Source organism: Pseudomonas sp. (assembly GCF_048265905.1).
GTDB lineage: Bacteria > Pseudomonadota > Gammaproteobacteria > Pseudomonadales > Pseudomonadaceae > Aquipseudomonas.
Window position 1 is genome coordinate 649,134 of sequence record NZ_JBLXAP010000001.1, and the last position, 20,706, is coordinate 669,839.

At 54.2% G+C, this 20,706-nt stretch carries 22 protein-coding genes and 1 tRNA gene; 14 read left to right on the forward strand and 9 right to left on the reverse strand.

Annotated elements, in window-relative coordinates; all coding sequences use genetic code 11:
• Nucleotides 1-134 precede the first annotated feature (134 nt).
• Nucleotides 135-1,418: an acetyl-CoA C-acetyltransferase gene (locus ACN0UH_RS03030; RefSeq protein WP_417660652.1), complete on the reverse strand. Its 1,284-nt coding sequence runs from the start codon at nucleotides 1,416-1,418 to the stop codon at nucleotides 135-137.
• Nucleotides 1,419-1,695: 277 nt separating this feature from the next.
• Here ACN0UH_RS03030 and ACN0UH_RS03035 point away from each other — a divergent pair, with 277 nt between their 5' ends.
• On the forward strand, nucleotides 1,696-3,048 hold the full coding sequence (locus ACN0UH_RS03035; protein WP_417660653.1) for a 3-oxoacyl-ACP reductase: 1,353 nt from the start codon (nucleotides 1,696-1,698) through the stop codon (nucleotides 3,046-3,048).
• A gap of 76 nt (nucleotides 3,049-3,124) precedes the next feature.
• Here the strand turns inward: ACN0UH_RS03035 and ACN0UH_RS03040 are convergent, their stop codons facing one another.
• On the reverse strand, nucleotides 3,125-4,117 hold the full coding sequence (locus ACN0UH_RS03040; RefSeq protein ID WP_417660654.1) for an AraC family transcriptional regulator: 993 nt from the start codon (nucleotides 4,115-4,117) through the stop codon (nucleotides 3,125-3,127).
• Nucleotides 4,118-4,335: 218 nt separating this feature from the next.
• Here ACN0UH_RS03040 and ACN0UH_RS03045 point away from each other — a divergent pair, with 218 nt between their 5' ends.
• The 13 genes from ACN0UH_RS03045 (at nucleotide 4,336) to ACN0UH_RS03105 (ending at nucleotide 13,757) form a co-directional block, all read left to right on the forward strand.
• On the forward strand, nucleotides 4,336-5,193 hold the full coding sequence (locus tag ACN0UH_RS03045) for a MaoC/PaaZ C-terminal domain-containing protein (RefSeq protein WP_417660655.1): 858 nt from the start codon (nucleotides 4,336-4,338) through the stop codon (nucleotides 5,191-5,193).
• An 86-nt stretch (nucleotides 5,194-5,279) separates the two neighbouring features.
• Nucleotides 5,280-5,582: a MazG-like family protein gene (locus ACN0UH_RS03050; protein ID WP_417660656.1), complete on the forward strand. Its 303-nt coding sequence runs from the start codon at nucleotides 5,280-5,282 to the stop codon at nucleotides 5,580-5,582.
• Nucleotides 5,582-6,334, forward strand: a complete 753-nt coding sequence (locus ACN0UH_RS03055; RefSeq protein ID WP_417660657.1) for a methyltransferase domain-containing protein — start codon at nucleotides 5,582-5,584, stop codon at nucleotides 6,332-6,334. Before ACN0UH_RS03050 ends, ACN0UH_RS03055 begins: the two co-directional genes overlap by 1 nt.
• An 11-nt stretch (nucleotides 6,335-6,345) precedes the next feature.
• Nucleotides 6,346-6,969: a DUF4136 domain-containing protein gene (locus ACN0UH_RS03060; RefSeq protein ID WP_417660658.1), complete on the forward strand. Its 624-nt coding sequence runs from the start codon at nucleotides 6,346-6,348 to the stop codon at nucleotides 6,967-6,969.
• A 92-nt stretch (nucleotides 6,970-7,061) separates the two neighbouring features.
• Nucleotides 7,062-7,625: a DUF4136 domain-containing protein gene (locus tag ACN0UH_RS03065; RefSeq protein WP_417660659.1), complete on the forward strand. Its 564-nt coding sequence runs from the start codon at nucleotides 7,062-7,064 to the stop codon at nucleotides 7,623-7,625.
• 5 nt (nucleotides 7,626-7,630) lie between these two features.
• On the forward strand, nucleotides 7,631-8,119 hold the full coding sequence (locus ACN0UH_RS03070) for a GNAT family N-acetyltransferase (protein ID WP_417660711.1): 489 nt from the start codon (nucleotides 7,631-7,633) through the stop codon (nucleotides 8,117-8,119).
• Complete coding sequence (locus ACN0UH_RS03075; protein ID WP_417660660.1) at nucleotides 8,116-8,490, forward strand: DsrE family protein; 375 nt, start codon at nucleotides 8,116-8,118, stop codon at nucleotides 8,488-8,490. The genes ACN0UH_RS03070 and ACN0UH_RS03075 overlap by 4 nt, the downstream gene beginning before the upstream one ends.
• The gene (locus ACN0UH_RS03080; RefSeq protein WP_417660661.1) at nucleotides 8,487-8,945 is read left to right on the forward strand and encodes a glycine cleavage system protein H; all 459 of its coding nucleotides are present in this window, start codon (nucleotides 8,487-8,489) and stop codon (nucleotides 8,943-8,945) included. Before ACN0UH_RS03075 ends, ACN0UH_RS03080 begins: the two co-directional genes overlap by 4 nt.
• 107 nt (nucleotides 8,946-9,052) lie before the next feature.
• Nucleotides 9,053-10,003, forward strand: a complete 951-nt coding sequence (locus ACN0UH_RS03085; protein ID WP_417660662.1) for an alpha/beta fold hydrolase — start codon at nucleotides 9,053-9,055, stop codon at nucleotides 10,001-10,003.
• A gap of 591 nt (nucleotides 10,004-10,594) precedes the next feature.
• The gene (locus tag ACN0UH_RS03090) at nucleotides 10,595-11,062 is read left to right on the forward strand and encodes a hypothetical protein (RefSeq protein ID WP_417660663.1); all 468 of its coding nucleotides are present in this window, start codon (nucleotides 10,595-10,597) and stop codon (nucleotides 11,060-11,062) included.
• Between the two features lie 114 nt (nucleotides 11,063-11,176).
• Nucleotides 11,177-11,836: a hypothetical protein gene (locus tag ACN0UH_RS03095; RefSeq protein WP_417660664.1), complete on the forward strand. Its 660-nt coding sequence runs from the start codon at nucleotides 11,177-11,179 to the stop codon at nucleotides 11,834-11,836.
• An 8-nt stretch (nucleotides 11,837-11,844) separates the two neighbouring features.
• The gene (locus ACN0UH_RS03100) at nucleotides 11,845-12,492 is read left to right on the forward strand and encodes a class I SAM-dependent methyltransferase (protein WP_417660665.1); all 648 of its coding nucleotides are present in this window, start codon (nucleotides 11,845-11,847) and stop codon (nucleotides 12,490-12,492) included.
• A gap of 92 nt (nucleotides 12,493-12,584) precedes the next feature.
• Nucleotides 12,585-13,757: a hypothetical protein gene (locus ACN0UH_RS03105; protein WP_417660666.1), complete on the forward strand. Its 1,173-nt coding sequence runs from the start codon at nucleotides 12,585-12,587 to the stop codon at nucleotides 13,755-13,757.
• A 94-nt stretch (nucleotides 13,758-13,851) separates the two neighbouring features.
• Here the strand turns inward: ACN0UH_RS03105 and ACN0UH_RS03110 are convergent.
• The 7 genes from ACN0UH_RS03110 to fdxH all read right to left on the reverse strand — a co-directional run bounded on the left by ACN0UH_RS03110 (nucleotide 13,852) and on the right by fdxH (nucleotide 20,706).
• Nucleotides 13,852-13,947: transfer RNA gene (locus tag ACN0UH_RS03110), tRNA-Sec, on the reverse strand.
• Nucleotides 13,948-14,142: 195 nt separating this feature from the next.
• Nucleotides 14,143-14,670, reverse strand: a complete 528-nt coding sequence (locus tag ACN0UH_RS03115) for a metal-dependent hydrolase (RefSeq protein WP_417660667.1) — start codon at nucleotides 14,668-14,670, stop codon at nucleotides 14,143-14,145.
• Between the two features lie 37 nt (nucleotides 14,671-14,707).
• Nucleotides 14,708-16,615, reverse strand: a complete 1,908-nt coding sequence (gene selB / locus ACN0UH_RS03120) for a selenocysteine-specific translation elongation factor (RefSeq protein ID WP_417660668.1) — start codon at nucleotides 16,613-16,615, stop codon at nucleotides 14,708-14,710.
• 3 nt (nucleotides 16,616-16,618) lie between these two features.
• Nucleotides 16,619-18,019, reverse strand: coding sequence for an L-seryl-tRNA(Sec) selenium transferase (selA, locus tag ACN0UH_RS03125; RefSeq protein ID WP_417660669.1), 1,401 nt, complete (start codon nucleotides 18,017-18,019; stop codon nucleotides 16,619-16,621).
• Nucleotides 18,020-18,060: 41 nt separating this feature from the next.
• Nucleotides 18,061-18,990: a formate dehydrogenase accessory protein FdhE gene (fdhE, locus tag ACN0UH_RS03130; RefSeq protein ID WP_417660670.1), complete on the reverse strand. Its 930-nt coding sequence runs from the start codon at nucleotides 18,988-18,990 to the stop codon at nucleotides 18,061-18,063.
• A gap of 98 nt (nucleotides 18,991-19,088) precedes the next feature.
• Nucleotides 19,089-19,718, reverse strand: a complete 630-nt coding sequence (locus ACN0UH_RS03135) for a formate dehydrogenase subunit gamma (RefSeq protein WP_417660671.1) — start codon at nucleotides 19,716-19,718, stop codon at nucleotides 19,089-19,091.
• Between the two features lie 58 nt (nucleotides 19,719-19,776).
• Nucleotides 19,777-20,706, reverse strand: a complete 930-nt coding sequence (fdxH, locus tag ACN0UH_RS03140) for a formate dehydrogenase subunit beta (RefSeq protein WP_417660672.1) — start codon at nucleotides 20,704-20,706, stop codon at nucleotides 19,777-19,779.

The following is a 20,706-nucleotide window of genomic DNA, read 5'->3' on the forward strand; positions in this document are numbered from 1 at the left end:
CTAATTGCAGCTTAGTCCTTGTGGCCAAAATCATTTGTGCTTAGGCGCCAACGGCGGGTACAAAAACGGCGCCTTGTGAGGCGCCGCTAAATTAATCAGCGATATTCCTGTAAGCAACTCCAGTCATCTCATAATTACTTCTCTAGAATTGCCGTCACGCCCTGCCCGCCTGCGGCACAAATCGAAATCAAACCGCGCGCCTCAGTTTGCTCTGCAGCCGCAAGCAGCTTGGCCAAATTGGCGATAATACGCCCACCGGTTGCCGCAAATGGATGGCCTGCCGCCAGTGAACTGCCTTTGACATTCATCTTGCTGCGATCAATCGAACCCAACGGCTTGTCCAAGCCTAGGCGCGCCTTGCAATACTCCGGGTCTTCCCAAGCTTTGAGGGTGCACAAAACTTGCGCAGCAAAGGCTTCATGAATCTCGTAGTAATCGAAATCCTGCAACGTCAGATTGTTACGCGCCAGCAACCTTGGCACCGCGTAGACCGGCGCCATGAGCAAACCTTCAGCACCGTCGACAAAATCCACCGCCGCAGCTTCACCGTCACGCCAGTAAGCCAGAATAGGCAGGCCACGTGCCTTTGCCCACTCTTCGCTGGCAAGCAGCACCAGTGAAGCGCCGTCGGTCAGGGGTGTTGAGTTTGCAGCGGTCAGAGTGCCGCGCGAACTGCGCTCAAATACCGGTTTGAGGGTAGCGAGCTTTTCGATGTTGATATCAGGCCGCAGATTGTTATCGCGAGTCAGGCTGCGAAACGGCGTCAGCAAATCATCTTGCCAGCCGTCAGCGTAAGCCGCCGCCATTTTCTGGTGGCTGGCGACCGCCAGTTGATCTTGCTCATCGCGTGGAATCGACCATGTTTGAGCCATCAGCTCGCAGTGTTCACCCATCGACAGGCCCGTGCGCGGCTCACCATTGCGCGGCAGTGACGGTGACAAATGACGCGGGCGAATTTTCAGCAGGGTTTTGATCTTGTCAGCGGTGGATTTGCTGCGATTAGCTTCAAGCAGAATCTTGCGCAACCCCTCGTTGACCCCAATAGGCGCATCGGAGGTGGTATCAACGCCGCCAGCGATGCCGCACTCGATTTGCCCCAAGGCAATTTTGTTGGCAACCAGCAGCGCGGCTTCAAGCCCTGTACCGCAGGCTTGTTGAATATCGTAAGCAGGTGTTTCCGGGGCAAGCAATGAGCCAAGAACGCACTCACGAGTCAGATTGAAGTCCCGCGAATGCTTGAGTACGGCGCCAGCAACCACTTCCCCCATACGCTCACCATGCAAGTTAAAGCGTTCAACCAGACCGCTCAGCGCACTGGTGAGCATTTCCTGATTACTTGCCGTGGCATACGCTGTGTTGGAGCGCGCGAACGGAATACGATTACCACCGATGATGGCAACGCGACGCAGCTGGGTCATGAGTGACTCCTTGCGAAAGTGAAATTGGAGTGTCGCATAGGCTAGCGTGTAGCCGCAGCTTCACATTGGCCTGCATGCCGGCCGGATAAAGATTCAAGTCAATTGCGCGATACTGTTGTCACAATAGAGTAATCGAGCCTCTGATTGCTGGATTGGTCCTTGGTGCATTACAGCGACGAACATTTACAGTGGTAAAACTCGCATTGCACTCCCTTTGCTGGCTAGCTATTCAGAAGACCCTCAGCTCACTTTTTTGTTCTGCTCGCAGGAGCCTTTCATGTCTGACCGTTATCTATCTTTCGCCAACTCAGCCACCGGGCGCCGTGTTGTTAGCGCCCTCGGCCTACCCGCGCCGCTAAGACTGGAACGCTGGACAGCCGGACGTAATCGTCCAGTTGATGGCGCCATACTGCTTAGCGGCGGTCAACTGAGCCAAGTCATCAGCCGTTTTGCCAACAAGCTCAGCGACCAGATATTTGCCAATGAAGAAGGCACATTTGACCTTCCACGCTGGACCGCAGAGCATTCTCCGAAGCTCAAAGCGCTGGTATTCGACGCCAGCGAGCTAACCCGCTTCGAGCAGCTCATAGCCCTGCGCGATTTCTTCCAGCCGACGTTCAAGGGACTAAGTAGCTGCCCGCATGTGATCGTACTTGGCCGCCCACCGCAAAGCCTTAAAGACCCTGTCGCTGCCAGCGTCCAGCGGTCACTCGAAGGCTTCACCCGCTCGCTGGGCAAAGAAATACGTCACGGTGGCACCGTGCAGTTGCTCTACGTCGATAAAGGTGGAGAAACCCAACTGGAAGGCGCGTTACGCTTTTTCCTGTCACCTAAAAGCGCTTACGTCTCGGGCCAAGTGCTCCATCTCAACGCCTGTAGCGCCGAAGTCAAAGACTGGACGCGGCCACTGGCAGGTAAAACAGCGCTCGTCACAGGCGCCTCGCGCGGCATTGGTGCAGCAATTGCCGAAACCCTGGCCCGCGATGGTGCTGAGGTGGTTCTACTTGACGTTCCAGCTGTACAAGCTGACCTCGAAGCCCTCGCCGCACGTTTGGGTGGGCGCAGTATTGCTTTGGATATTTGTGCAGAGAACGCCGCTGAAACACTGCTTGAAGCCTTACCCGAAGGCCTAGACATCGTGGTGCATAACGCGGGAATTACCCGCGACAAGACGCTGGCAAAAATGAGTGATGGTTTCTGGAACTCGGTGATCAACGTCAATCTCAGCGCACCGCAAGTACTGACTCAAGCGCTACTCGATGCCAAGAAGCTGCATGAGAATGCGCGCATCGTCTTGATTGCCTCGATTAGCGGGATTGCGGGCAACATGGGCCAAACTAACTATGCCACCAGTAAAGCTGGGGTCATTGGTGTTGCTCAGGCGTGGGCGCCAGCGCTGGCCAAGCAAGGCATCACAATCAATGCCGTGGCGCCTGGCTTTATCGAAACGCAAATGACGGCGGCCATCCCGCTGACCATTCGTGAGGCGGGCAGGCGCATGAGCTCAATGGGCCAAGGCGGCTTGCCACAAGATGTCGCCGAAGCAGTGGCATGGTTTGCTCAACCCTGCACCGGCGCCGTGACCGGCCAGGTCATGCGCGTATGTGGGCAAAGCCTGCTGGGCGCCTAAGCCCTGGGCCAGAGACTTAAGCAACCTCAAAAACCAGCGCTGTGCGAGACTCGTGCAGCGCTAACCAAAGCTTGATTCAAGCCTTTCTCCGGTTGCGATATTCAACCGGGGTTACACCAACCCAACGTTTGAATGCTCGATAAAACGTACTCGGCTCAGAGAACCCCGTGAGTTCGACAATCACCTCAATGCGCTCATCAGTATTGAGCAACAGGTCTTTGGCCAGACGGCACCGATAATCACTGACCAGATCATTGAAGCGCACTCCGGCGATGGTCAGACGTTCGCGCAAACGCCGCGCAGGCATACTCAAGCGCAGCGAGACCTGCTCCAGTGTGGCGCGGTTTTCAATCACCAGCTCCGCAATCAAATCACGGACTGAGTTGACCAGATCAAGCCGTTCAATCTCACTGAGTTGGCGCTGCGCCAAAGAGTCGTGCATTTGTAGCAATTCAGGCTGCGCTAGCGCTGAAGACCTGTTCAGGATTGCACTGTCAAACACCAGTGCATAACGCTCGCTACCCATATGCGCAGGACAGCCATAAACGGCTCGATATTGTTCACTAGAGGCGCCCTGCTCGTGAATGAAATGCACCTCGTAAAGCGTAAACTCACCTTCGGTTAATGCGTTGAACAAACGGATGACTGCTCCGGCAAGCATCTCTGGAAAGTGACGCGACACACCACTGTCCACAGCCAAAGTCAAAACTGCACGATCACCTTCAGCATCAAGGCGTGCATTCAACGTATCGGAAAGAAGGCGTATGTAGCGCAAGGCATGGCGCAGGCCTGCGCCGAAGGTTTGGTTCGAAAGGAATAAGTATTCGAGCGACAAGCCTTGATAGATGGGCAAATGTTCGACAAGAAACAACCCGGCATGGTCTTCCCCGGTCTCATCAATCACCGCCTGCCAAAACATTTCCTGAAGCGCATGAGAAAAGCGTTTAGGCGGCAACTCTCCTGCTTCTAAACCGATACGCGCCAAAACCTTGGCCGGGTCAGTTCCACTGGCTTGTAATGCGGCGAGTACAGGCCGCATCAACGCAATATCATCCGTAAGATCGCGCATGCTTAAGACTTCTTATGAGTACTTATGAAGTGCCTTACATCTTAGGCAGCTTTACCAGGCGGGCTCAAGCAGCCATCTTGCCCGACTAACGAACGGCAACGGAATAACCATTGTCCAAAGTGCTATTGACTGGCCTGACGAATGCTAAAGCGAAGAGGCCAATGCGTGAGGTTTCGCAGCTACTAAGCTGCTGTCAGCGTTTTATGGAGGCGCACACTATGACGATCCAATGGCTTGACCTTGATACTGTGCCGGCACTGCCCGGACTATTGTTGCAGGCGCTCTTGCGACGTGGATCTACGGGTAAAGAGTTGCCAAACCTTGGCTTGCGGACGCATACCAGCATCGATCCACAGAATCTTGCGGCCTACCGCAAAGTCTGCGGCGCAGCTGACTCCAGTCTACTGCCGCCCGCCTACCCGCATGTGCTGGCATTCCCCCTGCAACTGAAACTACTCACCGATAAACGCTTTCCGTTCCCTGTGCTCGGCCTGGTACACCTTGAAAACAGTATCCAGGTGTTACGCCCGCTCGCGGGGCTTGGCCCCTTCACCATCAGCGTGCATGTCGAAAACCTGAAACCTCATGACAAAGGCGCCATTTTCAGCGTTATTACCCGTTTAGAAGACCAACTCGGCCTACTTTGGCGAGGTGACAGCAGAATACTTTGTCGCGGCGTTAAGCTGGACGGCAGCCCTGAAGCGCCACTGGAACTACCGGATGTACCGCTGACCAAGCGGGGTCAGTGGCACGCACCAAGCGATATCGGCCGCCGCTACGCGAGAGTCGCTGGCGACTACAACCCGATTCACTTGTCAGCACTGAGCGCCAAGCTCTTTGGCTTCCCGCGCGCAATCGCCCACGGCCTGTGGAACAAAGGCCGAGTGCTGGCCGATCTTGCCGATCAACTTCCAGACAGTGGCTATCAGGTTGATGTGCGCTTCAAAAAACCGCTGTTACTGCCAGGCGACGTCACTCTTGAATCAAGTGCCGACGCCACAACTGGGCAATTCACCTTGGCCAGCTCTGATGATGTGTTGCATTTGCATGGCAATTGGCAGCCGCTAAACCATTGATTTCAAGTACTACCGCCGAAGTAAGCTCAAGCGGCTTGCACCGCCGCACGATCCATCTCAAGCTATGCGCCTTCAAGGAGCACAGCATGAATATCACCGAACTCACCAACCGCCTGCACGCAATTCGCGACCGTAACAATTGGAAGCAGTTTCACAGTCCTAAGAATCTGGCGATGGCTGCAAGCGTCGAAATGGCTGAGCTGGTTGAAATCTTCCAGTGGCTGACTGAACAGCAATCCCATGAGCTATCAAATGATGTGCTCGAACACGCGGGTCAGGAGGTCGGTGACATCGTGCTTTATTTACTGCTGCTGTGCAGCGAGTTGGGTTTGGATATGGAACAGGTCGTACGGGCCAAACTTGCGGACAGCGAAAGGCGGTTTGCATAGTGAAAGATCGTCATTTTGATGAGCTCGCCACCCGCTTTGCAGAAAAAATCTACGGCGGTGCAAAAGGTGCAATTCGGCTTGCGGTTTTGCAAGCAGACCTCGCCGAAGCCCTGCCCGATCGGCCGTTGCGCGTGCTTGATATCGGCGCGGGCCTGGGCCATATGTCTTTGTGGCTGGCGCAACGAGGTCATCAAGTCACGCTTGCCGAACCTGCCGAGCCGATGCTTAACGGCGCCCGTGAACGGTTCGCCGAGGCAGGCGTTGAGGCCACGTTCATCCAAGCGCCATGGCAAGACTTGCTTGGCCAATGCAATCAACCTTATGACCTCGTTATCTGTCACGCGGTGCTCGAATGGCTGGCCGAGCCGCACGCAATCCTACCCGTGCTGCATCAACTGACGGCGCCGAATGGTTGGCTGTCATTGGCGTTTTACAACAAAGACGCGTTGATCTACCGCAACCTGCTCAAAGGCCATTTCCGTAAGTTACGCAAAGCTGAGTTTGCCGGTGAAAAACAAAGCCTGACGCCGCAGCGTCCTGTCGACCCTCATGAGTTGGCAGCGCAACTTAGCGTAGAATGGCAAGTCGAAACACAGAGTGGTGTGCGTGTTTTCCATGACTACATGCCACGGGACTTTCAGCTAAAGGCAGAGCTAATCGACCTTTTAGAGATGGAACTGGCTTACCGACGTCATCCCACATTTGCAGGCTTAGGCCGCTATTTGCATTGGGTGTGCCGTCCACGTCAATAAGGAGTCGCAAGATGCATCGTGCAGTCAGCTTAATCTTCAGCCTGACAGCTCTGCTCGGCCTTGCGGCCTGCCAGTCAAGCAATCCCTACAGCTCATCCTCAACACCACTGCCGCCAGCGCCTGCACATGCGGCCGGGCAGATTGATCTAAGCGCCTACCCGGCTCCTACACGCGACTACGGCCGTTATCGCAGTTGGAGCTGGACCAACAAGCAGCTACCCGCGGGCAGCGCCTGGGCGAGCAGTGCAATGATTAGCAGTGCAGTCAGTAACAGCCTCGACCGCGCAGGCTTACGCCCGGTGCAAAGCGGTAAAACCGCAGACTTATGGGTCAGCGCCAGCGTGCGACTAGAAACCCGGCTGCGCCAGTCTTACGACCGCGGCGGTGTCTACTACGGCACAGGCAGTGGCTATTATGATCACTATGACCGTTACGGCGCTTACGGTAGCGTGCCCATCGTGCGCACGTATCAGGAAGAGGTCGCCGTCGTGCGTGTAGACTTTTACGACAGCCGCGATGGCCAGCCTATCTGGAGTGGCAGCGCCGAGGCTCTTAGCGGCAGTGATGAAAGTGAACGCAATAAGGCGCTACGAGAAGCGTTGCACAACGCGCTCTCAAACTACCCGCCGGATTGAGCAACACAGATTGCAACACTCGATACTGGTTTGACGGCATGGGCCGCGCTTGCATAAGACAACACACCCTAAGTGGTCGTCGGAGATAAAGAATGAAACGCCATATATTATTACTCGCCAGCATCTTGCTGCTGAGTGCCTGTCAAAGCATTCAAATTGACCGCGACTACGACCCCAACCGAGACTTTGCCAGCTACCAAAGCTGGTCTTGGCAAAGCCCGGCACTGACCTACTCGCCAGATGATCCACGCCTAAAAAGCGATCTGACAGAGCAACGCATCCGTGATGCGGTAAAAGATCAATTTGAACAGCGCGGCTTACGTGAAGCGCCTGCCAACACGAAAGCCGATCTCAGTGTTCAAGTCGCACTGATAGTCGATGACCGGCAAAACCTCTACACCACCAACTACGGTGGCGGTTGGAATAACGCGTGGGGCGGTGGTTATTGGGGTGGCCCGATCTACACCGAAACCCAGACTGTCGATTACAAGGTCGGCACCTTGCAGGTAGATCTCTACGACGGCAAAGACAAAAAACTGGTGTGGCGTGGCAGCGCCCAGCAAGTCATGCCGCGTAATGCGCTTAGCCCAACCGAACGCGAAGCCGCGATCCGCGAGACGGTGACCAAAGTGCTCAGTCAGTACCCACCGCATTGATCACAATATCCAACCCCCACCGGCTCAGCCAGCGGCCTGCAGAGGAACGGGATCTACTCACCGTTGCCACTTTTGTCCGGAGCGCCACTGAGCTGTTCTATTGCTACCCCAAGGCGAGTTGGCCGCTAACGCCTGCTCAAATCGCTGATGCGATTAGCAATCGCCGCGACAGCACGGTTGTCTTGCTCAACAATGAAGTGGTCGGTTTCGCCAACTTTTATCAATGGCAAACGGGCCTCTATTGCGCGCTTGGCAATGTGATGGTTTCACCCAACACACGCGGTCAAGGCGTCGCGCGCTATCTGATACAAGTGATGGAAGAACGAGCCCGCACTCATCAGCAGGCCAAACGTATGCGCCTGTCATGCTTCAATGGCAATACTGCAGGCCTGCTACTCTACAGCCAAATGGGTTATGACCCGTACGCCATCGTCGAACGCGAAGCTCCGGACGGGCAACGCGTCGCGTTAATTCAGATGGACAAAGTCTTATGAGCGACACCGCCATCCAGCGAGTATTGATTGTGGTCAACAGCGGCCCAAGTACACCTGCACGCTGTGCGGCGCCGTTTTACACCGCCACACTACTGGCCTGCATGGATGCACAAGTGACGATGTTCCTCAGTGGTGAAGCGGCGCAGTTGGCGCGAGCTGAAGTGGCCGATAACCTGTATGCCGCCACAGACGGCGAACCCGTCAGGCACTTTATCCAGCAGGCAAAAAGCGCAGGTGTGCGCCTGTTAATGTGCCGAGCACCGGGCGTTGTAATTGACGAAAGCAGCCTCATCCCCGAACTGGATGAAATCGCCAGCGGTGGCGAGCTGGCACAGATGATTATTGAATACGACAAAGTCCTGAGCCTATGAAACTGAACGGTTTGGAATTCCCCGATGACCTGCTCTACGCACCCGACCACAACCTGTGGTTACGCGAAGAAGCCGACGCTACGCTAACCATTGGCCTCAGTGCTTACGGCTGCGCCAGCTACGGTCAGATATTCGCCTTCACCCCCAAACGTGACGGCCAAACCATCGAGGCGGACCGCAGCTTCGGCATCGTCGAGTTTGCCAAAGCCGCATCCTCGGCACGCTCACCGATTGCAGGCATCCTCATCGCCAGTAATAGCGAAGTTGTGCGCCGCCCTGCGCTAATCAATCAGGATTGCTACGGCGCAGGCTGGATGATCCGCCTGCAGCCCAGCGATTGGGCCAACGCCCGCCAGCAACTGTTGAGTGGCGATGCAGCCTTGGCGGCCTTCACCGAACGCATGCGCCTGGATGGCTTCAATCCAGATGATGACGGCGTTCAAGCACTGCGCTGAAGCAGGCAACCCATCGCGTTATCCACCATTCGACTGATGAATGCTGCTTAGTCTGAAAGCCACCCTCTGCTAGCTTGAGCCACATCGGCAATCGCGAGGACATCGGCATGCAAACGCAAGACTTGGCAGTTAACGGTATCAACCTGCATGTGCATATGGCGGGCCCTGAAAATGGTCGCCCAGTTTGGCTATTGCACGGCTTCCCCGAATGCTGGCATTCATGGCGCGAGCAAATACCGGTGCTGGTCGCTGCAGGTTACCGCGTGTTTATCCCGGAAATGCGCGGCTACGGCCGCAGTGACGCCCCGCAGGAAGTCAGCGCTTACGACGTTCTGACGATTTGCGCAGATATCCAAGACTGCATGACCGCACTCAATCAGCATAATGCCTGCATTGTCGGCCACGATTGGGGCGCGATGGTCGCCTGGCACCTCGCCCAACTCGAACCGCAGCGGGTTAGCGCGCTGGTGACCATGTCCGTGCCTTTCGCCGGACGCGGCAAGCGCCCGGCAATCGACGTCATGCGCGAGTTGTTTGCCGAGCGCTTCAACTACATCGTCTACTTTCAACAGCCTGGCGTGGCTGAACAGGAACTGGATGCCGATATCGCACGTAGCCTGCGCATCTTTATGCAAGGCGCCAGCTCCAGCGACTTGCTGCTGCAAGAGCGCCCCGCCGATAGCAAATTATTCGACGGCATCGAAACACCCAATGAGCTGCCCGAATGGTGCAGCGAAAAAGACTTTCAGGTCTATGTCGAAACCTTCCGCGAACACGGCTTTCGCGGCGCCCTCAACTGGTACCGCAACTTCGAACGCAACTGGCAAAAAACCGAGCATTTGCAGGATGTAAAAATCACTCAACCCACCCTGTTTCTGGTCGGCGACAAAGACCCAGTCGCCACCCTCGAAGCCCACACAATCAGCCGCATGCCAAGCCGCGTCAGCAACCTGGAACAACATCAGCTAAACGATTGTGGCCACTGGATACAAAGCGAAAAAGCCGAAGAAGTAAACGCGTTGTTACTGCGTTTTCTGGCCAAACACTTCCCCACGTAGGGTGCGACAACGCGAAGCTTGTCCACCAAAGCTCTAGCCCAAGCAACTACGATCGCGCGTAATCGCTCTGTGATGTGCAGGGAAATGAAGAGAGGGAAATGGCGGAAGGCAGTGGAAGTTGGACCCTACAATTTACTATGTAATTGCTGCTCTGACCCGCTCAATTCAAGGGTTTGAGCTTTTTGCACTGCTCGAATTTGCACATAAAAACCCTTCGTTTTCGACACATAGACTCTTGATGCCTATCCTCCGCCTGAATGGTATGGCACATTGGCATTAGTCCATATTGCTGCTTGCAGCAGAAAAATAAAGCGTGGCCTGTCCCCTGATACTCCCTGATACCCGTCCTCGCAGGCGTGGCTTGGCTGGTGTGGTATCCATCTCGCACCCGAGATGTATGCTTGAACAGTGTTATTGGTTGCACAAAATGAGGAGGTCAAGCGAATACAGGCCGTATGCAACAGCAAGAATATAACCAACTGTTTTATAAAGAAAATTTACGTATTGAATCGGCCGGGCGAGGTGTTGTTATGAAGAAGTCACTAATATGCAATCATAAAGCCGTCGGTCCACTCAACTATTAGGCGTTGTATGAAACTGCTCCGATACTTTGATACCGATGACGGCTCTCTTCCAGAGTTGGAAGTGCGATATTTAAATCCAGATAAAGTATCCAAAGCTTTCGAATATCTCTTCGCAAATAATGCCCGGAATGTAACGGCCGGCGGAGGCTACCTTTGGATCAAATCTTCGAAAAAAGAAAAACCATTCTCTGGTAGTGGTGATGCGGCATTGGTTGTTTGTAAATCAGCAGAACCATTCCATGTAGTGCTAGCAGGCATAACCATTGCTAAATGCACGCTTCCCGATTTAGGAGTTCTCGTTATGCCCTCTAGCTTGAACATCGACTACCGAATGGGCAGTGCATGGGGAGCATCCGAGGTCAACGCTCTGCTCAAACTGTTGAAAGAGCTATGCGGGCTAGGTGGTACGCTTGTCGCTCCGTGGTGGGGCGCCGAAGGCGAACATGAGTTCACTGAAGCTCTGCGTCGCGCCTAACAAGTGGTTCAAGTCGTTCGCTTCGCTCACTCGGGACGGGCTAAAGCCCGCCCCTTAACCAAACGTTAACTGTTTAAACGAAGGTCGGCGCTTCGGCTTTTGGAGCTAGAAACTATGGCAGCACCGGAAAATTATAATCAAATGCTCTCAAAGCTTGGGAGGTGGACGTTCCTTACCACCCTGTGTTTCCTGATAGCATTACGTTACTTCGAGCTGGTTCCAAAAATCGAAGTTGATAGCTCGTTAGTCCCGCCGATAAAAGACCACCAAGAATTGATTGAGTGGTGCCTTTCGTTTGGGGCCATTCCTTTATTTGGCGCTTTTATCGCATGGTTGTGCAGCAGTATTTTTGAGGTACACAATAAGTTATCCAAGGTCATATTGTTACGATATTTATGGGATAGGTTCTTTATAGTGAAGCCAATGTTGAAAAGAACTGGAATAAGCCAGAAGCTTAACCGAAGTCGAGTAAAGGAAATTATGGCTGGTCTTTACTACCCCGAAGTAAAGAATATTGATCAACATTACGTCCATGTATTTTGGCGCTATGCTTTACAGTTTTGGGTTATTTTTGAGCATTTATTGGTTATCTTGATAACAACGATTGCTTTGTGGGTTGCCAATCAATCTATGCCGCACAGCGGTCTGTTTATTTATTTGGGCGTGGTGTTTTTAATTGCTATATTGCACTGGTCATTTGTGGTTACTAATAAATCTAAAGATCAAGCAGATCAAATACCAGGACCGTCTATAAGGTCGTTTTTCCAAGCTTAAGGATGAGTATGCGTTACGTTATTGGCGGGGCAGAGATAAGAACAGAAAACGCTGCTAAACCTAGCAGTCAGAAATCTTCTTCAGTGGACGACTATATTGGATCATTAGATAATGCCCCTTCGATTCTAGATTTTGGGTGCGGCAAACTTAGGTATTCAGACACTCTCGTTTCAGCCGCGTCGAAAGTCACTTTCGTAGACTCCGCTGTACAGCTTAGCCGTAAGCAGGTGATAAGAGAGGAAAAAACTACGGTAGAGAAGTACGTTGAAGCCAATTACCCTGGCTGCAATACTGTTTCCTACGAGAAGCTAAATGAACATAATTCGAAGTATGATGTGATCACATGCACTAACGTACTATCGGCAATTCCTTGCAAAGAGACGATATCGGACGTTATGAACCACATATTTAGACTTCTTAAGAAAGACGGTCTCGCTATCTTTGTAAACCAACATAGAAGCTCCTATTTCAAAAGATACGAATCTGGCGAGAGGTTGCTGTACGGGTTCTTACATTCCGGGCCGAAAGGTACTTCATACTATGGGGTTTTTGACAGAACGGCTATTGAGCAACTTTTAACAGAGCATGGATATAGAGTTATTAGAACTTGGTGCGTTGGTGAAACTACTTTTTCCGAGGCAATACCAAATAGTTAACAATGCCAGGCACAGCGACGGCTTTTTCGTTGCGGCTTCGCCTTCACAACAAAGCCGCGCGTTCTGGTGGCGTTAAGCTTTAGGAGTAACGAGTGTCCAGAGCCGTAACTGCTGATCATGTCTTGTTCGACGAATGCATTGACGCTTTTCGCAGAGAGCGTGACGACTACCGCACTTACGATAAAGGAGAAAGCTATTCCTTTTTGTTGACTCCTTTTAAAATAAGTGAAGAGTGGAATTTACGAAGATTTCAGGTATCGCCTTCAATTGAGGTAACTTTACCTGGAGCTTATTCAGCATTTATTAGCAAAGTGAACAATCCTGAATGGGTGGGCACTCATAACCCACACCTTTTTGGAGTTGCATTATCGACAATAGTTTCCGCAGTAACTCTCAAGCCATGCAAGTCTACTAGAGATGATTACTTATGTAGGCGCACTGAATTATCGGAACACGACATTCATCAGCTTGCAATTATTCATCCCGTGTTAGTGGCTGGCCCGGGAGCTAATTACTCAAGGCTTTCAAAGTCAAAGCAAGATCAAATGAAGGAAGAGATATCAAACCTTATTGATATTTTGTTCTCTCTTGAATACAAAATATATCGCATTGTCATGCAAAGCCTGAGGCTTATTCATCTCTCCCTGATTACAAAGAGAGATGATTTTGGTCTTGCATACCTTTTGATCGTTTCAGCGATTGAGTCTGTTGCTCAAAAAGCAATCAAAAGGGATAAGGTAAAAAGAAAGGATGCTGATGAGGCTGCGTGGAAAGAAAAATCTAATGAAGATCCGTTATTTCAGTCTCTTTTGGAGGCTTATCTTCATTCGCGAGGGAAAAATGAATATTTACGCGAACGATTTGTAAAGTTTATAGAACAATATGCCCCCGTAGAAAATTGGGAGCAATATATTGTGCATCCGATGCAGGACATGGCTGATTCAATTAAAGAGATCAATCCTTCACACAATTTTGAAAATTTAACAGGTAAGCACTGGTTTGAAAAATACCCAGATGACTTTACTCAAGAAGAAATTAATTTGATACTATCTGATGTCTATGCGCATCGTTCGTGCTTTGTCCATCGTGGCGAACAACCCCCTCATACTGATCCCAACCCCTCTTTAAATCGTTTTTTCCAGGAAGTTAGAGAGTATGATGGTTATAACATTAAGGAAGTAATCCTTCCTAATTACGAGTTATTATTGGGCGTTGCGAAACATTCTATATATAACTGGACGTCAGAAAAGCTTAACAAAGCATAACAATAGAACAATAGGGGACAGACCACGTTTTTTTGACCACCTTCAATTCAAACACCACTTACCCCTATGACCGACCCTCGGTAGAAGCAAAAAATGGCGGAAGGCAGTGGGAGTCGAACCCACCTAGGAACGGCTGCCGTCCCCTACCGGGTTTGAAGCCCGGCCACGCCACCGGGCGTGATTGCCTTCCATGTTGATTCAAGTGTCCTGCTCGGCACTCGCCCTAGTGCCCCAAAGCGTCAAACCGAGCATAACCCATCGATGCAGCTTGAACTGATCGCTGCCCAACATTTTTTGAAAACCCTGGCCAATCATTTTGCAATTGGCTGCCCATTGCATGGGCTATTACTTGGCTCACATCAAATAACAAGTCACTTCACCTTCGTTAACTCAGTTTCCGCCTTACTAAAACGCCAACCAAACCAATCACAACCCCCGGAATAAATATCCAAACCATTTCAGAGGCGATCACTCTGAGCCCTCTGTCGGTGAAAAAAGCGCTAACGCCTATTGGCGATACCTGTACCGGTCTGAACGGGAAAAACACGCGCTCCTGACTAAACGGCCAGTACAAGGCTATACCTTGCCCGCCATTGGTTATCGCATCCAAGGCGGCATGCGAAGCGCAGGCGGTGAAGCACATGAAGAAGACGATCAAGGGGCTTGATTGAAGCTGCTTGGCGAACAGCGTGAAGAAAGCCGCTATGCAGCCAGCAAAAAATAATGAGTGGGTAAAACCTCTGTGTCCCCATTCCGAGCCATAGGCTACGTCGAACTTGAAAGCCAGTACGTCTGCATCAGGTGCGATGGCCAAGACAATCGCCAGCACCAGCAAACGCAGGTTCATCGACTCGCCTTTGAAGACGGCGTAAACAACCAGTGGCACGACTGCGTGGGCGAAGGCTGAAGCCATAATATTTCCTGAGGTTTACCCAGTGGTTGCATCGGTATTATTTGACCTCGGCCAGCGCCGAATCCGCTCTGATTTTACGTTCGCCAACCAGCCTTCGGGTGAAGCCAATCCGGTCGAAGTATTCGAGTAATTGAATGCTGCGCTTGCGGCCGATGTTGAGGCTGTCACGCCAGATGGCGGGTTTGATCGAGCCGTTTTGTTGTTCGATAGTCACTGCGATTGCAGCCAGTTGACGGATGCTTTGTTCGGGGTAGAACAGGTCTTTGACCACTTGATGGAGCATGCCGAGCCTGGCCAATTTGCGCAGCAGTAAACGCACGTCAGCCTCTGGCTGTTGCAAGGTGCTGGCCAGGTCGCGCACCCAAGGTGGGTCGAATTTTCCGGCGAGCAGTAATGGCCAGAGTTGTTCGCGCAAGGCTTCATCCGTCTCGCTGAGTTGCACCTGATGCGTAGGTAAATGCAGCCACGGGCCGCTGTTGGCGACGGCGCCAGACGCAAGTTGCTGTTCAAGCAGGCTGATAAACACTGGACGCTCTAGAACGGGCAATGCGTAACGCCTTAAACGGTCGCGGTCGGGGCCCAGTTCATCCGGGCACTCGGAATGAAAACGCTGTAAACCTTCTAGCAACTGCGCGGTTAATTGCTGCCAAACACTGCGGCTGAATAACCGGGGGCCGAGTCGCGTGCTGATTTCCTGCACATCATCAGGTAACGCCCACAACGCCCGAGGCTGATTGAACTGACGCTCAATAAGTGTTGGATCAAGACCATTGAATGCACGCTGCAGCAACGCCGGTAGCGCGCCCTCAAGCTCATCAACCAGCAGGCTATTGAGTTGCGCCAAGCGTGGCTCGGAGCGTCGGTTGCGCGCTGGGGCAAATGGGTCGAGCACCCGCCCGCCGGCCACGGTGCGTTGCGCCGACTGGTCGCGTAAAACCAGCCTGTCGTTATGCACTGCATGCACCGGCGCGTTCAGCAGAATCTGCGCCAGCGCGGTGTTACCCGGCTCGACCTGAGTACCTTCCAGCAGCGCCACACGGCCGGTGACATCCTGGGCGGCAAGATGCACATGCACCGGCGTCCAGTGGCTGAAGTCGCGGCTTTCGCCGGGCAGTATTTCGAGCTGGATATCAATGCGTGTAGTCGGTGCATGCAGCGCTGGCGTCAGCAGCCAATCACCGCGGCGTACATGCTCCAGCGCCAAGCGCTCGCCGGTGATATTCAGCGCCACGCGTTGCCCGGCGATGGCGTGCTCAGCCTGTTGGTTTTGCGCATGAATGCTGCGCACGCGCACGCTGCGGCCACTGGGGCTGAGCGTCAATTCATCGCCCACGGCAACCTGCCCGGCCTTGGCGGTGCCCGTGACTACAATGCCCGACCCGGAAACGCTGAATGCGCGATCCACAGGCAAGCGAAAGTAGCCGCTGACACTGCGCTGCTGCATATGCTCCGCGCTGTTTTTAAGTGCCTCGCGGAGTTCAGCGATGCCGTCACCTGCAACGCTCGATACGGGATAGATCGCCGAACCTGCAAGCGGACCAGCGCTGAGCAGTTGTGTGATTTGCTGCTGTACCTTGATCACTTGCTGGCTATCGACCCGGTCGATTTTGCTCAGCGCCACAATCGCGCGGCGGATGCCCAAAAGCTGCGCAATCTCCAGATGCTCGCGGGTTTGCGGCATGACGCCATCATCCGCCGCGACCACCAACAGCAGCAGGTCAATGCCGCTGGAACCGGCGAGCATGTTATGCACAAAGCGCTCGTGGCCCGGCATATCAATAAAGCCGGTGAGCTGGCCATCGCCAAGATCGGCGTAGAGGTAACCCAGATCAATGGTGATACCGCGTTCGCGCTCTGCCGGGCGCTTGTCACCTTGCTGCCCGGTAAGTGCCTGCAGCAATGCGGTTTTACCGTGGTCGATGTGCCCTGCCGTGCCGACGATCAAGGTCTAATCCTCGGTTAGCAGATGCAACTGCGCGGTGAATGCAGGCTCGTCATCCAGTTGGCGCAGATCCAGCCACAACGCGTCATCGTCGATACGACCGAGCACTGGAATCGGCAAGCAGCGCAGGTTTTCTTCCAGATTGCGTAACGCGCGCCCGCGCAGGCGCTTGGATTGCAGCGGTCGAATGCAGATGGCTGCGCTGGGCAAGCGTGCAACCGGCTGGGCGCCGCTGCCGATCATGCCCAAGGCTGCTTGCACCGAGACTTGCCAGCCTTGGCCAAACTGTTGCTCGATCAGCGGGGCGACCCGTTGTGCCTGCTCCATGATTTGCGCCTGCGGACGACTGAGCAGACGCAAGCTGGTGAGGCGCTCGGCCAGGCTGTCTGGGTCGCGATAGAGTTTGAGCACCGCTTCCAGCGCGGCAAGGGTCAGCTTATCAACGCGCAAGGCTCGCTTGAGCGGGTTCTTTTTGATCTTGTTGATCAGCTCACGGCTGCCAAGAATCAAACCAGCTTGTGGGCCGCCGAGGAGTTTGTCGCCACTGAAAGTGACAATATCCGCGCCGTCGCGCAGCGCTTCCTGCACGGTTGGCTCTTTGGGCAAGCCCCAGCGGGTCAAATCAACCAGCGTACCGCTGCCCAAGTCTTCGAGCAGCGGCAGATTGTGGGCGTGGGCGATGCTGGCCAACTGCGCCGTCGGCACGCTGGCGGTAAAGCCTTGCACGCTGTAGTTGCTGGTGTGTACGCGCATCAGCAAGCCGGTGCGCGGGTTGATCACCGCTTCGTAATCGCGGGCGTGGGTGCGATTGGTGGTGCCGACCTCAACCAGTTTCACCCCGGCGCGCGACATGATGTCGGGAATGCGAAAAGCGCCGCCAATCTCGATCAACTCGCCACGTGAGATCACCCCTTCCTTGCGGGCGCCCAGACTGTTGAGGGTGAGCAGTACCGCTGCGGCGTTGTTGTTGACCACAGTTACCGCTTCGGCGCCGGTCAGCTCGCGGATCAGACCGGTGATCAAGTCATCACGGTCGCCGCGTTTGCCGGTGGCAAGATCGAATTCAAGATTGAGCGGATAACGTGCGGCGAGGCTGACGGCTTCAATGGCCACTTCCGGCAATAAGGCGCGACCCAGATTAGTGTGCAACACGGTGCCCGTGAGATTGAACACCCGGCGAATTTTACTGGCGTGCTGCGCAGCGAGACGTTCCCCGACTCGCCCGGCCAGCACTGCCTCGCTGAGTTCAATGGCAGCCAAGGCACCATTTTGTGCAGGCTCACGTAGCTCATCGAGCAGGTCGCGAAGGGTTTTGAGCATGGCTTCGCGGCCATAGCGTTGTTGCAGTGGCGCGATAGCCGGGCTGCGCAGCAAGCGGTCGACAGAAGGTAGACGAACAGGCGTCATCAAGCGTCCTTAACGTATGGGGCACACCTCAGTGTAGGCTCTCATTCCGCGCCGGGGGCAAGCAAGAGGTTTGGCGCCCGGCGCATATAGCCTGCGTCGGCGACCATCATATCCAGATCAAGGCTGGCCAGATCATCAGCCAAAGCATCTGCCTCGCTGTCGTATTCAAGGTAGAAGTGTTTCAAGTAGCCCTGACAATTCGGGCAAACCTCTGCACGAATGGGTGCGGCCTCGGGCTTTGCATCATCAAGCTGACGCGACAGGTAAGCGAGTTGCTTGCTCTCTTCACAGTGGCTGCATTTAACCCGCACGTAATGCCACTCACAGGAGCACAGCGAACAGGTCAGGTAACGTAAGCCAATCTGCTTGCCACGATGGCGAATCATGCCGGCAACAGGTGGCGAGCCACAGGCTGGGCATTGAGTGCAGCTTTCGCGCTCAGACAAGGTGCCTTCTGGCAATGCCAGCAGCCAATGACTAAACGCCACCTGCAGCCCAGCACCGAGAAATGGCACCACGGCTGCGGGCAGCAAATCAAACTGGCCGCTTAACAGGTTCACCGCCCACGCCTTGCGCTGGCCGCTATCCGCTTGGGTCAGCTGTTGCAGCGCCGCCGTAACGGCAGGGTTGTCTTGCACGCTGAACTGCTCAAGCACTTTATCCAGCGCTTGCAGCCAATCATCGCCACGGACCAATGCCTCGAACGCCAGAGGCGGCATGCGATGTTCACGACTCAGGTCCAACGCACGTTGGTCTGGCCCCGGCAAGGCAGGCAGCGCCGCGAGCGCCCGATGTTGTGCTTCGCAGAGCTGCGCCATAAGCAGTAGATAACCGCTCAGTGGGTGGTTCTGAGCGAGGGTTTTAAAGCGCTCAGCACGGCGCTGAAATAATGCTGGGGTAGAGGGATTGAGAAACGGGGGGATATTTGCCGACGCTTCGATTTCGCCGCGCTCTAATATTCTGCCTGACACGCAGGACTCCTTTCGCAAAACAGCTTAATGAGTGCAGTCGCAACTCAATATGAAAGCGAGCGGTATGCGAGTGCAATGCACCCGCACGCCACCTTGGCTCAATGTTTGTTCTCGCCCTTCTCGACTTCTTTATACCAAAGGCTGTGATGCTTGCGCGCCCAGCCTTTGCTAACCCAGCCGGTAAGCATCGCGCCGACCGAGCCCTTGACCCAGATACCGGCATAGATATGCACGATGATGCTGACAATCAGCACCAGCGCAGCCACCGCATGCAGCAGCACAGACAAGCGAATTATGTCGATGCCAAACAGATGGCTGAAGTACTCGCGCCAGATCACTATGCCTGTCACCAGCAATAGCAACATGCACACCAGCAATACCCAGAACAGCAACTTCTGGCCGCCGTTGTAGCGACCGACTTCTGGCATGTTTCCTTCGCGATTGGCCATCACATCGCCCGCTTGCTTGAGCCACTGCACGTCCCTTTTATGGATCATGTTGTGGCTCATGAAGCGCATTACCAGCCAGATGAAAAACAGGAACATGGCGATGCCGATAAACGGATGCAAGATGCGCGTCCACACCCCGCCACCAAACAGGTGACTCAGCCAGAACAAGGCCGGGTGAAACAGCGCCAGCCCCGATAAACCCGCGAGGACAAACAGAATCGCGACCGCCCAATGATTGCTGCGCTCGCCTGCGGTGTAGCGTTGGATGTCATGTTTCATCTTGACTCCTTCTAACCTCTGCATCGACCTGCGCCGTTGCAGAGATTGATCATTTCACTCAGCGCGGGGCTTTAGGGTCGAATTCATGCACCGCTGGATCAACCTTGTGCACGGCCGTGTCGACAGCTGCAGGATGCTCGTCCTCTTCAACCACGTTGCGCCCAACACGCAAGTAGTGGAAGAAGCCGACCAATACAGTTGCGCCCATTGCCAGTAACCCCAATGGCTTAGCCACGCCTTTCCAGACCTGAACCATCGGATTGATGGTTGGGTCCGCAGGCAAGCCGGAGTACAGCGCTGGCTTGTCAGCATGGTGCAGCACATACATCACATGGGTGCCGCCGACACCTGGCGGGTCATACAAACCGGCGTTTTCATAGCCACGTGATTTAAGGTCGACGATGCGCTCGGCGGCGTGATCCTTCATGTCTTCCTTGGTGCCGAAGACAATCGCGCCAGTTGGGCAGGTTTTGACGCAGGCCGGCTCCTGACCTACGCCAACACGGTCTGAACAGAGGCTGCATTTGTAGGCCTTGTTATCTTTTTTCGAGATACGCGGCACATCAAATGGGCAACCGGTGATGCAGTAACCGCAACCGATGCAGTGGTCCTGATTGAAATCGACGATACCGTTGGCGTACTGCACAATCGCCCCCGGACTCGGGCACGCGGTCAGGCAACCCGGTTCGGCGCAGTGCATGCAGCCGTCCTTGCGAATCAGCCATTCGAGCTTGCCTGCTTCGTCTTCGTGCTCGGCAAAACGCATCAGGGTCCAGGAGTCGGCGCTGAGGTCTGCCGGGCTTTCGTAGGTGCCGTGGTTATGACCGACCTCGTCACGCAGGTCGTTCCATTCCGAGCACGCCACTTGGCAAGCCTTGCAGCCGATGCACTTGGACACGTCGATGAGTTTGGCCACCTCGTCAATCTGCCGAATGGACGGCGAATGGGTCGTGGTGGCGGAGCGGGCGATGATGTCTTGAGTAGCCAT

Coding starts and splice junctions, on each gene's coding strand:
- ACN0UH_RS03030 (WP_417660652.1), bottom strand. CDS start 1,418: ATGACCCAGCTGCGTCGCGTTGCCATCATCGGTGGTAATCGTATTCCG.
- ACN0UH_RS03035 (WP_417660653.1), top strand. CDS start 1,696: ATGTCTGACCGTTATCTATCTTTCGCCAACTCAGCCACCGGGCGCCGT.
- ACN0UH_RS03040 (WP_417660654.1), bottom strand. CDS start 4,117: ATGCGCGATCTTACGGATGATATTGCGTTGATGCGGCCTGTACTCGCC.
- ACN0UH_RS03045 (WP_417660655.1), top strand. CDS start 4,336: ATGACGATCCAATGGCTTGACCTTGATACTGTGCCGGCACTGCCCGGA.
- ACN0UH_RS03050 (WP_417660656.1), top strand. CDS start 5,280: ATGAATATCACCGAACTCACCAACCGCCTGCACGCAATTCGCGACCGT.
- ACN0UH_RS03060 (WP_417660658.1), top strand. CDS start 6,346: ATGCATCGTGCAGTCAGCTTAATCTTCAGCCTGACAGCTCTGCTCGGC.
- ACN0UH_RS03065 (WP_417660659.1), top strand. CDS start 7,062: ATGAAACGCCATATATTATTACTCGCCAGCATCTTGCTGCTGAGTGCC.
- ACN0UH_RS03075 (WP_417660660.1), top strand. CDS start 8,116: ATGAGCGACACCGCCATCCAGCGAGTATTGATTGTGGTCAACAGCGGC.
- ACN0UH_RS03080 (WP_417660661.1), top strand. CDS start 8,487: ATGAAACTGAACGGTTTGGAATTCCCCGATGACCTGCTCTACGCACCC.
- ACN0UH_RS03085 (WP_417660662.1), top strand. CDS start 9,053: ATGCAAACGCAAGACTTGGCAGTTAACGGTATCAACCTGCATGTGCAT.
- ACN0UH_RS03090 (WP_417660663.1), top strand. CDS start 10,595: ATGAAACTGCTCCGATACTTTGATACCGATGACGGCTCTCTTCCAGAG.
- ACN0UH_RS03095 (WP_417660664.1), top strand. CDS start 11,177: ATGGCAGCACCGGAAAATTATAATCAAATGCTCTCAAAGCTTGGGAGG.
- ACN0UH_RS03100 (WP_417660665.1), top strand. CDS start 11,845: ATGCGTTACGTTATTGGCGGGGCAGAGATAAGAACAGAAAACGCTGCT.
- ACN0UH_RS03115 (WP_417660667.1), bottom strand. CDS start 14,670: ATGGCTTCAGCCTTCGCCCACGCAGTCGTGCCACTGGTTGTTTACGCC.
- selA (WP_417660669.1), bottom strand. CDS start 18,019: ATGACGCCTGTTCGTCTACCTTCTGTCGACCGCTTGCTGCGCAGCCCG.
- ACN0UH_RS03135 (WP_417660671.1), bottom strand. CDS start 19,718: ATGAAACATGACATCCAACGCTACACCGCAGGCGAGCGCAGCAATCAT.
- fdxH (WP_417660672.1), bottom strand. CDS start 20,706: ATGGCTACTCAAGACATCATCGCCCGCTCCGCCACCACGACCCATTCG.